Origin of the sequence: Treponema bryantii (assembly GCF_900111035.1) — a bacterium.
Classification (GTDB): Bacteria; Spirochaetota; Spirochaetia; order Treponematales; family Treponemataceae; genus Treponema_D; species Treponema_D bryantii_C.
The window spans coordinates 38,892-54,235 of the sequence record NZ_FOFU01000002.1; the positions used below are offsets into that span (position 1 = coordinate 38,892).

General features: G+C 32.5%; 11 protein-coding genes and 1 tRNA gene. 7 read left to right on the forward strand and 5 right to left on the reverse strand.

Annotation, left to right across the window (positions count from 1 at the left end; translation table 11 throughout):
- Nucleotides 1-24: 24 nt before the first annotated feature.
- Genes BMY21_RS03475 through BMY21_RS03500 form a run of 6 tightly spaced genes read left to right on the forward strand, consistent with a single transcriptional unit; the run spans nucleotide 25 to nucleotide 6,792 of the window.
- Entirely contained in the window at nucleotides 25-1,341 is a 1,317-nt protein-coding gene (locus BMY21_RS03475; RefSeq protein WP_074640972.1) for a UDP-N-acetylglucosamine 1-carboxyvinyltransferase, read from the forward strand.
- Nucleotides 1,342-1,343: 2 nt separating this feature from the next.
- Complete coding sequence (locus BMY21_RS03480) at nucleotides 1,344-2,597, forward strand: B12-binding domain-containing radical SAM protein (RefSeq protein WP_074640974.1); 1,254 nt, start codon at nucleotides 1,344-1,346, stop codon at nucleotides 2,595-2,597.
- A 10-nt stretch (nucleotides 2,598-2,607) separates the two neighbouring features.
- On the forward strand, nucleotides 2,608-4,098 hold the full coding sequence (locus tag BMY21_RS03485) for a class I adenylate-forming enzyme family protein (RefSeq protein ID WP_074640976.1): 1,491 nt from the start codon (nucleotides 2,608-2,610) through the stop codon (nucleotides 4,096-4,098).
- A gap of 2 nt (nucleotides 4,099-4,100) precedes the next feature.
- Nucleotides 4,101-5,468 carry an MATE family efflux transporter gene (locus tag BMY21_RS03490; RefSeq protein WP_074640977.1) on the forward strand — a complete coding sequence of 456 codons (1,368 nt, stop codon included), beginning with the start codon at nucleotides 4,101-4,103 and terminating at the stop codon, nucleotides 5,466-5,468.
- Nucleotides 5,469-5,479: 11 nt separating this feature from the next.
- Nucleotides 5,480-5,743, forward strand: coding sequence for an acyl carrier protein (locus tag BMY21_RS03495; protein WP_074640979.1), 264 nt, complete (start codon nucleotides 5,480-5,482; stop codon nucleotides 5,741-5,743).
- Nucleotides 5,744-5,760: 17 nt separating this feature from the next.
- Nucleotides 5,761-6,792: a hypothetical protein gene (locus tag BMY21_RS03500; RefSeq protein ID WP_074640980.1), complete on the forward strand. Its 1,032-nt coding sequence runs from the start codon at nucleotides 5,761-5,763 to the stop codon at nucleotides 6,790-6,792.
- Between the two features lie 18 nt (nucleotides 6,793-6,810).
- Here BMY21_RS03500 and BMY21_RS03505 read toward each other — a convergent pair whose 3' ends face one another.
- The 3 genes from BMY21_RS03505 to BMY21_RS03515 are packed head-to-tail and all read right to left on the reverse strand — an operon-like array spanning nucleotide 6,811 to nucleotide 13,049.
- On the reverse strand, nucleotides 6,811-7,815 hold the full coding sequence (locus BMY21_RS03505) for a glycosyltransferase family 2 protein (protein ID WP_074640982.1): 1,005 nt from the start codon (nucleotides 7,813-7,815) through the stop codon (nucleotides 6,811-6,813).
- Nucleotides 7,816-7,824: 9 nt separating this feature from the next.
- The gene (locus tag BMY21_RS03510; protein ID WP_074640984.1) at nucleotides 7,825-10,017 is read right to left on the reverse strand and encodes a TdpA family lipoprotein; all 2,193 of its coding nucleotides are present in this window, start codon (nucleotides 10,015-10,017) and stop codon (nucleotides 7,825-7,827) included.
- An 11-nt stretch (nucleotides 10,018-10,028) separates the two neighbouring features.
- The gene (locus tag BMY21_RS03515) at nucleotides 10,029-13,049 is read right to left on the reverse strand and encodes a leucine-rich repeat domain-containing protein (protein WP_083379661.1); all 3,021 of its coding nucleotides are present in this window, start codon (nucleotides 13,047-13,049) and stop codon (nucleotides 10,029-10,031) included.
- 146 nt (nucleotides 13,050-13,195) lie between these two features.
- Between BMY21_RS03515 and BMY21_RS03520 the strand changes: the two genes are divergently transcribed.
- A complete protein-coding gene (locus tag BMY21_RS03520) occupies nucleotides 13,196-14,614 on the forward strand; it encodes an alanine/glycine:cation symporter family protein (RefSeq protein ID WP_074640987.1) in 1,419 nt (472 codons plus the stop codon).
- 112 nt (nucleotides 14,615-14,726) lie between these two features.
- Here the strand turns inward: BMY21_RS03520 and BMY21_RS03525 are convergent.
- Both BMY21_RS03525 and BMY21_RS03530 read right to left on the reverse strand, forming a co-directional pair.
- Nucleotides 14,727-14,798: transfer RNA gene (locus BMY21_RS03525), tRNA-Cys, on the reverse strand.
- 49 nt (nucleotides 14,799-14,847) lie between these two features.
- Nucleotides 14,848-15,333, reverse strand: coding sequence for a hypothetical protein (locus tag BMY21_RS03530; protein ID WP_074640989.1), 486 nt, complete (start codon nucleotides 15,331-15,333; stop codon nucleotides 14,848-14,850).
- Nucleotides 15,334-15,344: the final 11 nt, after the last annotated feature.

Here is a 15,344-nt window from a genome sequence, read left to right on the forward strand (position 1 = left end):
TAAAAAAAAATAAAAAAGGTATATATGAAAAAGGTAAGAGTATTTAATCGTTCTAATTTTATTTATAACACGCTGCAAACGGAAAAATCCAGCAGACTTGCAGGTTCTGTAGTAGTAGAAGGCTCAAAGATTGCATCCATTCCAATCTTATGTGCTTCACTACTTACGCAAGAAAATGTCGTTATTCATAATCTTCCTATGATGATGGATCAAAGTATTATTCTAGAAAACTTGAAAGCATGGGGAAGTGAAATAGAAATAGAAGAAAATTCTGTAAAGATTCTTAATAAAGAAACTTCGTTAAGAGATCAAGTGGACTTGAATTTGGTTCATGGAACTTTGTATTTTATTCCTTCTTTATTAATGCGATTACGAAAAATTTCATTCCCGGTTTCTTTTGGAGGATGTGATATTGGTACTCGTCCTATAAATCATATATTTCAAATAATGAAACTTTTTGGTGCAGAAATTAATGAAGATACAGAAAAGGGAATTGTTAATGCTGAATTAAAGAATGATCCACAGGCTATAACTTTAGACTTTAATGCGTTATATGGAACAAAAAACAATAAGTATGTTTCAGGGGCAACAAAAACAGCTTTAATTATGTCGGTTCTGGCAAAAGGAACAACAATAATAAAAGGCGCATATTGGAGACGACCTATCAAAGATTTATGCGATTTTTTAAATTGCATTGGTGCAGATATTCATGCTGATTTAAAAAATAGAGAAATAATAGTTCATGGAGTCGAAAAACTTCATGGAGGCACCTTTACAATAGGCTGTGACAGAATTGTTGTTGGAACAATAATATCCGCCTTAGCTATTCTCAAAGGCGAAATTGAACTTCTTAATGCTTCTTTGTCAGAACTTGATGAAGAATTAAAAATTTATAAAGAAATGGGGATAACCTTAAAAGATAATAATAGTAAGCATTCCATACTTGCTTCCTGTATAAATAATAAACCAGTAAAAATTGATACAGAAGAAATAGATACAGATATTGCCCCAATGCTAATTGCATCATGTGTTACTGCAAAAGGAACCAGCTATATAACTGAAAGTGTTTGGGAAAATAGGTTTTTATATATCAAAGAAATGGAAAAGTTTGGCGCAAAATATTCCGTAATTAATGATAATTCTGTAAGTATACATGGAGGAATCCCCCTTCATCCTGCTGAAGTAGTATCTCCTGATTTAAGAGGTGCCGCAGCACTGAGTCTTTTGGCATTATCTATCGATGGCTCATGTAAAATAAACAATGCTCAACATCTTCATAGAGGATATGTTGATTTTGTCAAAACCCTTAATTCTATTAATGCTAATATAAGGTGGGTATAACTATGAAAACTCTTTTTCTTCTTCCTCCATCAGTTCCTTTTTATTTTAATGAAGGACATAGATTACTTTCTTGGGAAGTAGCCCAATATATGCGAAAGCATACTGATTCAGAGGTAAAATGTCTGGATGCAGGAGTATTAAATTTTACCTATAAGGATTTGTTACTCGAATTAAGTAACAAATATGATTTAGTATGCATTCAGGTGGAATTTGATAATATCAACTCCTTAAATAATACAATTGGAATAATTAAAAATGTATGTCGGAAAACCAAAGTTCTTTTATTTGGACGAGTCACAGTTCTGTACACAAAACAATTTCTGCAATTAAATCCAGATGCTATTTTATTTTCAGGAGATCCTGAAAGTGGAATTGTTGGATATTATAATTCCTTAAAAAGCAATGAAGAAAAAGCAACTCCAGGAATTTGTACCTTAAGAAATGGGGAATACATTTTTGGAGAAAACGGAGAATTCATAGATCAAAAAGATTTAGAATTTCCAAAAATAGAAGAAATTCCATTAAAAGATTATGATAGAATGTATTCAAATTCAAAATTGAAATTTAGTGGAATTGCTGGAAAAAGAGAGTTGACAATTCCAATTGGAAGAGGCTGTCCAAATAACTGTTCATTCTGTCATATTCCTAAATATCAGGGATTAAGAGACAGACGACATTCCATAGAATCAATTATAGATTATATTAAAGAAATAAAAAATAAGATTCCTTTTGATTATCTTTCATTTTATTGTCCTACTTTTGTATTAAAAAAAGAATGGAACATGGCATTTTCTAAAGCTTTGATTGACCAGAAAATGAATATTAAATGGAAGGCTTGTACTGAATTATATTTTCTTGATAAAGAATTACTTGAAACATTTAAAAAATCTGGCTGTTTACGAATAAGTATCGGTCTTGAGGTTCTTACAAAAAAAGAAAATCTTCTCAATAAACATAAAACAAATCAAGAAGAAAAGCTTCTAGAAATTTCAAAAATTTGTAAAGATTTGGATATTGAACTAAACTGCTTTGTAATAATCGGTCTACCAGGTTCAAGTATTGCAGATTTGAAATACACTTTCGAAATATTAAATACAAATAATATTTCATATCGTCAGACTTTATATTCCGACTTTAATAACACTGATATTGATATATTTAAAAATGAGTATAAATTAAATCGCATGTATTTGTCAGAAGATGATTTTACTGATTCAGAGATTGAAGAATTATATGATTTGTATTTAAGAAAATAGGAAAAATGTAATGAAGATACTCTACTTTGAATTATCTAAAGCAGCTGAAAAACATCCTGATAAAATTGGTTATTCAGATAAAATTAATAAATATACATTTTCTCAGTTATTGGAGTTATGTAATAATTTAATTTATTTTTTTAAGGATATCCCGAAAAAATCAAAAGTTATTTTATTTGATGTAAACTCCGTTCTTCAATATTTATTATTATGTGTAAGTTCTGTTATAGAAATCACTTATATTCCTTTAAATCCATGGTTTACAGAAAAAGATGTAAAGGATATTTTGTTGACATATTCTGATTCTTTTTTTATTTATGGATCAAGTTTCAGAAATGTAAATATTGAAAGAATTAGAGAATCATTATGCTCTTCTCATATTTTTATTAGTACAAAAGAGTTACATGAAAAAAAACAACAGAGAAACATCAAAATAAAACAAAGAAAAGTAGAAAGTAAATTAATTTTCCATACTAGTGGAACAACAGGAAAATGCAAAGGTGTAATTTATTCTATACAGAATTTAGTAAGACAAGGAATAATTGCTAATCACCATTTAAATATTACAAGTTTAGATAATTATTTAAATGTATATCCAGGTTCTCATTATGGTGGCGTAACAGCAAAAATTCAATGTATATTAGCAAATGCATCTTTATATGATATTCCATACCCAACTCCACTTATAATCAGTAAAACTTTAATAGATGAAAAAATTACTTTTTTCGTTGCAGTACCTACCATTTGGACACAACTTTTTCCATTCCTAAAATTACAAAACAAATCAAATATTTCATTAAGAATGGCAAATATAGCTTCTGATAAAATAACCAAAGAACTAATGGAAGAAGTAATGGAATATACTGGCGCAGTTTCTATTCAGGGATATGGAACTACAGAATGTGGGCTGGCTACATTACATAATTATAAACACAACATTATTGAAACTGGTAATGTTGGCAAACCTTTACCTGGATATAAAATTATTTTAGTTGATGAAGAAACCTATCAACCTATAAAGGGGAAAAATTTAAAGGGGCTAATTCTTATCCGTACGTCAATTGGAATGGATAAATATACAATTGATATACCTTTTAAAATTTCTAAAAATATATATCTCACTAATGATATAGGTTATTTCGATGATGAAAATAATCTTCACATATGCGGTAGGTTACAATCATTTGCTAAGATTAATGGTTTTAGAGTGAATCTAGATGATATTGATTCCTTTTTGAAACAAGAAAAGCAAATTATGTCAAAAACAGTTACAATGGAAATTGATTCAAAAGATAAGATAGTAATTTTCATTGAAAGTAATACAGAAATCCAAAAAGATGAAATCGCATCAGAAATAAAAAAATCGTTGGGCTCTATATATGAACCATATGACATTATCCGAGTAAATAAATTCCCTCGAACAAATGAAACAAACAAAATAAAAATAGGTGTTCTGAAAGAAGAATTTTATAAACAATTTCAACAAGGAAACAAATTATAAGAATGAATAACCTACAGATTGAGAAAACCGAATTAACGAAAATATTAAAACTTTCTATTCCCATTTTAATAAGTAACTCTTTGAGTTCGTTACTTATGTTTACTGACAGTCTGGTACTTTCAAGATACAATGAAAAAGCTTTATCAGCTTCATTAAGTGTTGGTTTACTTATTTTATTCATTTCAATTTTGTTTTCTGGAGTTATAGATTATTCAAGTGTTCTAGTTGCAAAAGCATTTGGTGAAAATAATAAGAAAAAAATAACAAATGTTTTCTTATCTGCCATAATATTTTCAATTGTATCTTTTATTATTATCTTTATTTTCTTAAACTTTTATTCAGTTCCTTTACTTCATATTTTTGGACATGACAATGATCATATGTATTTCTCGCAGGAATATCTTGTTTATGTAAAATACATGCCTTTTTTTACATTGATAACAGCTTCATTTTCTTCTTTATTCAATGGAATTCATAGAACTGATTTAACTATGAAGATTTCTGTAATTGCTGTAATCATTAATATTATTTTAGATATTATCTTGGTAAATGGCTATTTTATTTCAAATCCAATGGGGATTAAAGGCTCTGCCTTAGCTACAATACTTTCACAATTCGTATCTCTTCTTTTATTTTGTATTCTTCTAGTAAAGAAAAATCCTCTAGAAATTTCTAAAATTAACAAAAATAATATTAAAGAAATTGCGATGTCGATTAAGTTGATTGTTATAGAAGGCGGCTTTGTTGGCTTAGAGCATTTCTTCTATCTATTAAGTAATACCTTTGCAATTAATTTTATGCAAGGATATAATCCACTTTTTTCAGATTCTATTTCAATTATTCTGAGCATAGATAGAATTGTATATCTTCCGTTTCTTGCATTATCCATTGCAGCATCTATTCGCGTTGGAACTCTTGTTGGAGAAGGAAAACATTCACAGATTAAAAAAACTTTTATAAATACTCTTTTAGTTTCGTTAATTGCTGCACTTTTCTTTTGCATTTTATATTGTTTCTTCGGACGTCCAATTACAAGTATATTCCTTAATAATAGTAATAATCACGATGTTATCATAAGTATTGCAATTATTCTTCTTCGAATAACAGTTCTGAAAGTTATCTTTGATGCAATTGGTATGATTGCATGGGGGGTATTAAGAGGTGTTGGTGACACTCGAGCAGCCCTAACTTATTCAATTATTTCGAATGTTTCAAGATTAATTATTGTTATGTTTTTAATTTTATATATAAAACCAGAATATATTCAAATATGGTCAATATATTGTCTTCTTATAGGTCTTTTACCAAGTTTTGGAATACTCAGATTTGTACGAGGACGCTGGAGAGAAAAATTAACAAAAAACAATTAAGGAGTAAATTAATGATTACAAAAAAAGAGATTATCGATTTTATAACAATAAAAATACAAGAAAATATTCCGCCCGAATATCATAATTTAATAAATGAAGATTTTAACATGGCAAATAATGAATTAGGTTTTAATTCTGTGAATTATGTGATGTTGGTTTATGATCTTGAAACAAAATATGGAATCTCATTAGAAGAAAGTTTGCTCGATCTTACTCAGTTTAACACTATTTCTATTCTTGCTGACTTTTTAACACAATTGATTAATAAAGACTAATACAATGGAGAAAAAAAATGCAGTCAATTTCTTTACCAATACGACTTCAAAAAGACATAACCGTTTATACAAATTACGCACTTCCACTTTGTATTATAAAAAGTACAGAAAATTATGATAAATCAATTCTTACTCATTTTGATAATATTTATTTAATGAGAGATAAAAAGAATTATTTATGGATGGATTTTTTAGAAAGAGATGGTTACTTTATTGGAGACTTTTTTAATGTTGAGTATTTAAATTTAAAAAAAGCATTTGAATTGCCAGACATATTTTCTTTCATTTCAGATACTTTACTCTCGAATAAATATTTAATTGTTTTATTGAACGGCTATTTTATGGAAAATTCATCAACATTTAAGAAGTTTAATTATCCCGTTAATGTTCTTGTTTTTTCTATTTCATTTATAGAAAAACAAATTGGAACTGTAATTCTTGCTAAAGATGGAAATTACAAAATAGAGAAATTTTCTTTTGATGCATTTTACACTGCATTTTATAACTATAATCTAGATGAGCTTGGTAATAGGACATATGCAGATTGGTACAAAATTTCAGTTCTATCACTAATACCTCTTGATTCAAATATAAAACCTGACTTATTAATTCAACAGATTAATGATTTTATCACTTCAAAAAATATGAAACTTAAATTAAGAAAAGAAATTGTGGATGATCGAGGAGATGAGGCATTTTATGGAATCTCTGTATATCCAGAATTAATAAAAAGTCTAAAAGAAACTGCATTAGGTAACCAAGTTGCAGATTACAGACAAATTCATCTTATTTATGAACAAGTTAAGTTTACTGAAAAAAAATTAGACTTTTTGCAAAAAGAAGGTATTGTTCCTGCAGATGTGCATAAACAGTTTATTGAAATTGAAAAATTATTGAATTTTACACGTTTATTATACATAAAAGGTGTTTTTTCAGAAAAAAATAACAGTTTATATGGTTCAATAAAAGATAAAAATATAATAAACAAAATTATTATGAATATAACATTTGCACAGGAAAAACAGATTCAGATTTTACAGAATCTTTAAATTAATATCCTATTTGCTTCATTGTTTTTTCATCGAAGCTTCAACTCTATTCACGAAGGATTCGCCCCAGTATTCACAGAGAATTTCGTGGGCGATGTTTTTGAGTTCGGGAATAACGTTATCCTGAAGTTGTTTAATATTGTCTTTCAGATAGTAAGTGGAAAAGCGGCGGACACAATTTACTTCATTTTCATCTAGAGTTTTTAATTCTTCAGATTGGGAAATAACAGCAAAAACACTTGCCGTTGAACATACCATGCGGATTTTCTTAAGTGAATCAATTTTCCTCTTACTGCTCATACCACTTTGAGCTCTATATTGATATACCGGATTTTCAATACCTACATATTTTTCTGCATAAAACGTAGTAAAAAAAGAAATCAAAAAATCCTCTGCCATATTACATTCAATGTGAGGAATACTTTCAAAAGCTTTTTCGAGCAAAGCCCTCTTATAAAGTTTCGCCCATAAGACTCCAGCAATACTTCCATTAGTAAGCCAGTTCTTTTGAATACCATGACCGCAAACAGAACCTATTGTTATATTTGAATAAATATTTTTATCTGCCGGAATAAAATTACCAGAAGCATCAAAGTTACCGGCCGTTGAGTGCCCCTGAACAATATCTGCACTCTGATTTTCTGCGGTTTCGTACAAAGTTTTTAGAGCTCCCTGCACCATCACATCATCGCTGTCGATATATGAAATATATTTACCCTGGGCATAAAAGATAAGAGAACGGCGAACTTCAACTAAGCCCATATTTTCACGGTGCTCTATAAATCGTACAGAGATTTTTGCAAGTCCATTTTCTTTTCTGATTTTTTTACACTCTTTTAATACATGCTTTGTGATCTTTCTGCCATTACGCCCTTTTTCATCTTTTCCCAAGCTTGCATCAGATAAAACAATAACTTCAAAAGAATCAAAATCCTGCAGAAAGACAGAACGAAGGCACTGAGCCAAAAGCGGCTCAGTGCCATACAGTGGGATGCAGACTGAAATATGCGGAATAGTTTTCAAAGTGTTAGCTTAGTCTCCGCATGGGATAACGAGATAAGCTGCTGTATTTGGACTAGTCAAAGTATTAAGCTCGTCATTATGATCTTTATAATAGCTTGGAGTTGTTGAAGACATATATGCAGACAAAGCAAATCTGTATCCTGTTGATGAACAACTAAAACAAGTCTTCTCATTGATAGAATCACTATTAAAAGCAGCATTTACATTTTCTGTTGTAATAGAGAATGTATCCAAATCAACAGTAACAACACGGTTAACATTTTTATACTTCAAGACACCCTCTGCATCTGTATAAAATGCAATACCATCATCTGCAATTACAAGCTTCTTTGGTTTTACAGCAATGAATTTTTCAGGTCCATAAAAGGCCTCTTCTGACAAAGTTTCTGCAAGAGGGGCTGGAGTATACAATGCGGATCGCAAGGCGCTATAAATGTAAGTCTGTACAGAGCTTTCGCTATTCTCAAAATTAGTACTTGCAGGAACATATAAAGGTGATTCACAGGCGTTGTCTGTAAAAAGCGGATATACAAAATCTTCATCATTAACATATTCATATAAACGCGCTTCTAATTTTACATCTGCTAATTCGGATTGTTCTTTTACATCATCTGAATACCCAATAACATCTACATCACATGTAAATGTGTTGTATTTGATTAAAGCACCTCGGCTCTTAAAATCATCAAACTCCCTTGCAAGTATATACAGTGCACCATCCTGGTATATTACATCTGTAAGCTTTAACGAGCTGATAGCATCATCTGAAAGCCCAGCGCTTTCATAATCGAGTGTTATTTCTTTTGCCTTTGCAGAAGATTTGGAGCTATCAACTACATACAACTTTTTATAAATTAAACCACTTCCTTGTCCCCCACCTGTAAATGCATACATTATACCGTCATTAATAACAAGGTTTGTGTTTGAATGATCAAACCATTCATCAATATGGCTATAATCTCCACCAGAAACTGTTTCGTATTCTGTATTACCATTTGAAATAAGATTTGGGAATTTATAAATATCGTATGTCATTCCCATACCATGCCATGCATACAAAACATTTGTTTTTTTATCAATGGTTATTCCAGAAAGGTCATTTATTGCTGTATCAATATCTAAATTATCCATGAATTTGCTTGATACTACTTTATATCCAGAATTTATATCCTTAATAAAAGTGTAAAAATATCCATCGGCATCAAAGCAGTAATTCAATTTTGTTTCAGCAGTAGCTGTCACATCTGAAATATCTTCAGTTACATCATCTACTCGATAGTAAGAGTAGGTATAAACTCCACCTTCAGATACAGCGGTATACAAGACATAATCTGTATCTGGAACTGGTTCTGCACCATAAGCAGTTATAAGTTCCTGAGTAATTACGAATGTACCGTCAATCAAATATGGTGCATTTCCATACCATGTATCAGTTGTAAGACCTTCGTATACGTTAACTGATTCATTACACTTGTAAAGAACGTTGCCTATGTCATCCTCAAACGTCAGATTTAATGTGTAACAGCCTGATGGAATGTTGGTAACATAAATAGCGGTATTTCCACCATCAAAATTAAAGTCATTTGTTATTGGCTGATCGTCATTTGTTCTACTTGTAAAGACAGCAGTTCCCTTTGTTATTGCTTCAGAAATATCCGAAATTGCAAGATTTACAATACCGATTCCAGAGTTTTTATTTGTATAAACATCAATGTCTAAAGGTTCATCAAGACCATCTTCTGTTATAGAAATTTCTTCCAGACTTCCAGAAAATGCAGGAGATAGATTTTCTGGTATATCTACCTGCCCATCGCCGTCATTGTCGCCGTAAAGTCCAGAATACCCCTTTACATTAATTAACCAGTCACCACTTGTTGGGAAAATAATTTCAAAGCTTTCTAAAGTTGTAGAGGCTGAAGCAGAAGCACCAGAAACACCTGCTTCATAATCTGCGGTTTCTGCTGCAATAACCCAGGTGATAGCTTCTGGCATAGAAAAAGTTGCTGAACGGCTTACTTTTTTAGCAGGACCAGCACCAGCAAGAGTAATTTTTCCGCTTACCTTGATTCCTGCAGCAGTTTCGGCATCACGATTTTCCTTCTTTGCTTCACTAAGACTGCTATCACAGGCAAAAAGCATAAGACTCAATAAGAAAATTAAAATTACGTATATTCCGCTCTTAATTGTATTTATATGTTTCATTTTCAACTCTCCTATTTTTGACAGAATAACAAACAATTCTTTTCATTTACTGCATATAATATTTTCTCAGCAAGTGACCAAGATGGATCTATTCCATCAATACCATCTAAAGTACCATCTGCATTTTCATTTGGAGGATCAGCCTCATCTGGATTTTCCCACCAGGAAATCCAGGCGTTCCTTAGTTCATCATCTTCTATATACCACCAGGTACCATTTTCATCCAGTAAAGTAAGTGATTCTATTCTATCAATTGCCCTATCACCAAGAGCAATAACTGAAGCTGGAAGTGTCAGTGATGTTAAAGCTGTATCACCTTCAAAAGCTGAAGAATCAATCACTTTTAACTGAGCTGTCTCTGGTATTACAACAGAAGAAAGATTTGTACAGCCTGAGAAAGTAGATGTTCCAATTATTGCTACAGCTGTACCTAATTCTATTTTCTCCAGATTAATACAGTCGTTGAAAGACCAGTTATTAACTGTTGTAAAATCTTCTGGGAAAATAATAGAGTGTAATGCTAAACAGTTTGAAAAATAACCTTGCTCTTCATTATCTGTATTGGTAGTTGTAACCTGAGATAAGTCTAAATCGTATAAATTGTATACTGGATCATCAGGATTTTCTGGATGGTATATAGCAGCCTTTAATTTAGCAAGAAAAATTCCGTATTCCTCATTAATTTCACCTTGAAGAACAATCTTTGCATTATGCGAATCAACCAGATTCTGGAAATCCGAAGTGAACTCATTTTCTACATAACATGATGAAAGATTGAACTCTAATAAAAGCTTATCATCTACAGTTACATTAAACACAGCATTAGCCATCTCATAATTTTCATAATCCTGATTAGTTGGTGTTACAAAAACGTTGATCTGGTAAGTACCGCTGGCTGGAAGATTTTTGAGTTCCAGTGAGCCAGGATTTTCGTAAGTATAATAAGTACCATTATCTGGGATTGTTGTTTTTCCATGGCTGATTTCATATTCCCAAAATACATTTGAGACATCAATTTCCTGGCCATCAGCATCAGTAAGTTTAAAATCGATTGTTCCCTTGTTCAGATAATAAGTTTCTTCTGCGGAAGCAATAGTAATTGTAAACTGATTTGGCAAAAGAGGATTAATTGCACCACTACCATTTACAGGAGTAGCTGTTACCAGAGACTCGAATTTAATTGTCACATCATTTGTTGATGCGAAATTAAAACTAGAAGTTCCATTAAAAACCTGTATATTTTGATTGCCAGAATTTGGTGCAAAACCAATACAATCACTTATAAAGTTGTAAGCCAATTCTTCGGTAAATTCTATTGATGTAAGTGGGCTTGCACCAGCTGCTGTTGATTCCCATTTTCCGTAAGAATAGCCAATATTCTCATTGTCTATTTTTTCAATCAAATAAATTCCTTCTCCAGAATTATTTTTCAACGCATACATAGACAATAAATAAGATTCTTCTTCATCTGTCATTCCCCTTGACTGATAAGAAAGCTCCATTATTTTACTTTCATCATAATAAAAATAAACATCCTTATATATCAGATATCCATTGGTTATCCATTCACCTTCGTTGTCATAATACCAGCCAAATATATTACAATTACGATATACATACTCTGTTAATTCAGCACCATAAGCATCTTCAATATATGGCAATTCAACAGGCTCTTTATAGACTACCGAAGTTTCTGCACCAGGCTCCTGCAAATAAATATTATAATACTGATAATATTCAGTTATTTCCCCATTAAAAGGTTCTAACTTTCCAAAATCAATTTCTTTTCCATTTGCACTCTTGAACCTGAAACCATCACTCATATCTGAATATGTAAGGGTATTATCCTCTGCAAAAGAAAGACCATTAAGATCATTTAAATACAGGTTTTCTGTAAATTCAAAAGACGGTATTTTTGCATCAGTTCCAGATATATCTTTCCATTCTCCGTAAGAAACTTGCAAACCATCTGAATTAGCTATCATATAGATACCAAAGTCTGTTTGATTTTTAGCGCTGTATAAAGTTATTGTATATCTGTTCTCTATATTATCTAATCCAACTGTCTGATACAAACCTTCCTTTTTGGCTTCTTCATTATAATCAAAATAGATATCCATATAGAGATTGCCAAAATCATCTTCTTTCCAATCCTGATCACTCTTTTCTTCATTTATGAAATAACCAACAGGTTCATAGTAATAACAAATTGCCTTAAGTCTTGCTCCGTCTTCATCAATACTCATGTATTCAAATGAAATTGGCTCCTCGTAAGTTAGAGTTGCAGCATTTTGACTCTGTAAATGAATAAGATAATATTTTCTCTCTATTTCCTCTCCACCATTATATGGAACTTCTTTAAGGGTGATTGTAACAGGATTTTCTCCTTCGTGGACTGTAATTTCTCCAGAAGTACCTTTGAGACGGATTCCCATTTCACCATTAAACTGTAAGTCAAGACTTTCTTTAAATGATGCAAAAGTAAATTTATCTATCTCTTCCTCAGAGGCTCCAGAATTTTCCATTTCAGTAAGCAGCTGGTTATAAAACTGCTCAAGTTTATTTTCATCCCAGCTTAATTCCTGATCTACTGTCATATCAATTGAAATGGTTTTACCAACTGGAATTTTCAATTCTATAACTTCATCTTTGAAAGTTGTCTCTAAATAATTTTCTTCCTCAACAGGCTTATCGGATGTAACTGGCTCATCTGAATAATCTTCAACAAAGCCCATATACTTTGCATAATTAAAGGAAAGTTCTTTTGTTTCAGAGGTTTTATAATCACCTTTTGTTTCTACATTAATTTTAAGAACTGCTGACGAAATACACTGCCAGGGTTCAATAAAATCTTTTTCGTCTCCCTCACGGCTTATTGAACGGTTTGCTTGCAGGACGCTTTGTGCTATTTGTCCAACATTTAAGGAAACTGAGCCGGTGTTTTTTTCTTTATAATCGTTGTAAGCTCCGGCACAACCGCTTATCATCAGAATAAAAAGCAGCATTAAACAACTGCTAAAAATACGTTTCATATAATACCTCTCACAATATTAATGTTAAAATTATAAACTACATTATAGTATAAAACAAGAAAAATTGGGTACATACAACTCTGTCTGATGCTGAGCATATTGCCAACACCTTGACCGTTAAAATCATAATGATATAAAATATTGTTATGTTTGAAAAAATACTAAATAATATCGATGACATTGTCTGGGGTGTCCCGACAATTGCCCTTATTCTGGTCACTGGTATCGTAATGACAATTGCTACACGCGGTATTCAGTTTACAAAGCTTGGACGTGCTTTTAAGAGCATCTTTAAGGAAAACGAAGGAAAGGGAGAACTTTCTGGCTTTTCTGCACTTTGTACTGCACTTTCCGCAACAATCGGAACTGGTAACATTGTTGGTGTTGCTACTGCGATTCTTGCCGGTGGTCCTGGTGCTCTCTTCTGGATGTGGGTTGCTGCTCTTCTTGGAACTGCAACAAAGTATGCTGAATGTATGCTTTCCATTAAGTTCCGTGAAGTAAAAGAAGATGGACACGTTCTTGGCGGACCTTTCTATGTAATTGAAAAAGGTATGGGAAAGAACTGGAAATGGCTTGCTGTTCTGTTTGCTGTTTTCGGAACCCTCGTAGGTCTTTTTGTTATTGGTACATTTACTCAGGTAAACGGTATTTGTGGTGCCATTCAGAATGCTTTTGATGCAGACAAGGCACACATTGCTTTCTCTATTGGTGAAAACAGCTATACATGGGCTACTGTAATTGGTGGTGCAATCATTACTATTGCTACAGCACTTGTTGTAATTGGTGGTCTTAAGAGAATTTCTAAGGTTGCAGAAAAAGTAGTTCCTGTAATGGCTATTATATATGTATTCCTTGGTGTTTCTGTTCTTATCATGAACGCAACTCACATTCCACATGCATTTGCTTTGATTTTCAAGGGTGCATTTGGTGTTGATACTGGAGTTCGCGCTGTTGCAGGTGCTGCAGCCGGAACAATCATCCGTATGGCTATGCAGAAAGGTATTGCCCGCGGTATCTTCTCTAACGAGGCTGGTCTTGGATCAGCTCCAATCGCTGCGGCTGCCGTTCAGACTGATGAACCTGTTGAGCAGGGTATGGTAAACATGACTGGTACTGTAATTGATACTCTTATCATCTGTACAATGACAGGTCTTTCTATCGTTCTTGCTGGTGGTGATGTATGGAACAGCGGTGCTACTGGTGCTGCTCTTACTTCTCAGGCATTCTCAGCAATCCTTGGTGGTGATAAGATTTCTGTTCAGTTCCTTCTGATGCTCTGTCTCGTATTCTTTGCATTCACAACAATTCTTGGATGGGACTACTACTCAGAAAAGTGTCTTGAATATCTGACTGGTGGAAATATGGCTGTTGTAAAGGTTTACCGCTGGCTTTATATTGCTGCGGTTGCTATCGGACCATACATGACAATTTCTGCTGTATGGACAATTGCCGACATCACAAACGGTCTTATGGCCATTCCTAACTGTATCTCTCTGATTGTTCTGAGCGGATTAGTTGCTAAAGAAACAAAGGCATACTTCGATAAGTATCCTACACTCTAAAAAAACGGGCTGTCCGAATAATCGGGCAGCCCTATTTATATATAAACACCCCGGAGCTTTGCTTCGACGGGATGATAAAAAAAAGAACTTCCGAAGAAGTTCTTTTGCTAAGAGGTGTGGATAGGAGTCGAACCTACCAATGATGGTTTTGCAGACCAGTCCCTTACCGCTTGGGTACCACACCAAAAAAATGTATGTTTAATATATAGAAGATAGAAACCTTTGTCAATATATCAAACCTTCATTTGCTTCTTTAAAACATTTAAAACTTCAAGTGCCTCATTTGGATTATCAAAAACCAGCTGAATTTTCTGATTCTTTTTATTTGTGATTATCAATACATTTGCCTGAGGCTCTTCAGGAAGTTCTTTTATTGATTCATATTTTACAATTGTTGAACTGTTAATTAAAAGCTTTTCGTATACACCGCTGTTTGGAGCAAAAGAAGATTCTTTAAGAACTATATAGAGTCCCACTACTCCACAGTAAGGAATAATCATACCAAATCTTCCCATGTTGATGAAAAACGGCAAAATAACCAGCAGATAACTTAATATTGGAGTTACCCAATGCGAAACAATCTGCTTTTTTCGTACAAGTGGTAAAAGTTTCTGACCAGCCTGATTCAGAATGCTGCGGCAGTAAAAAGGCATTCCGATACTGATAATTGCCATAAGTACGGTTGGAATTCCTATTATAAAAAAGATTTTTTGATTCATAAATTTTCCTT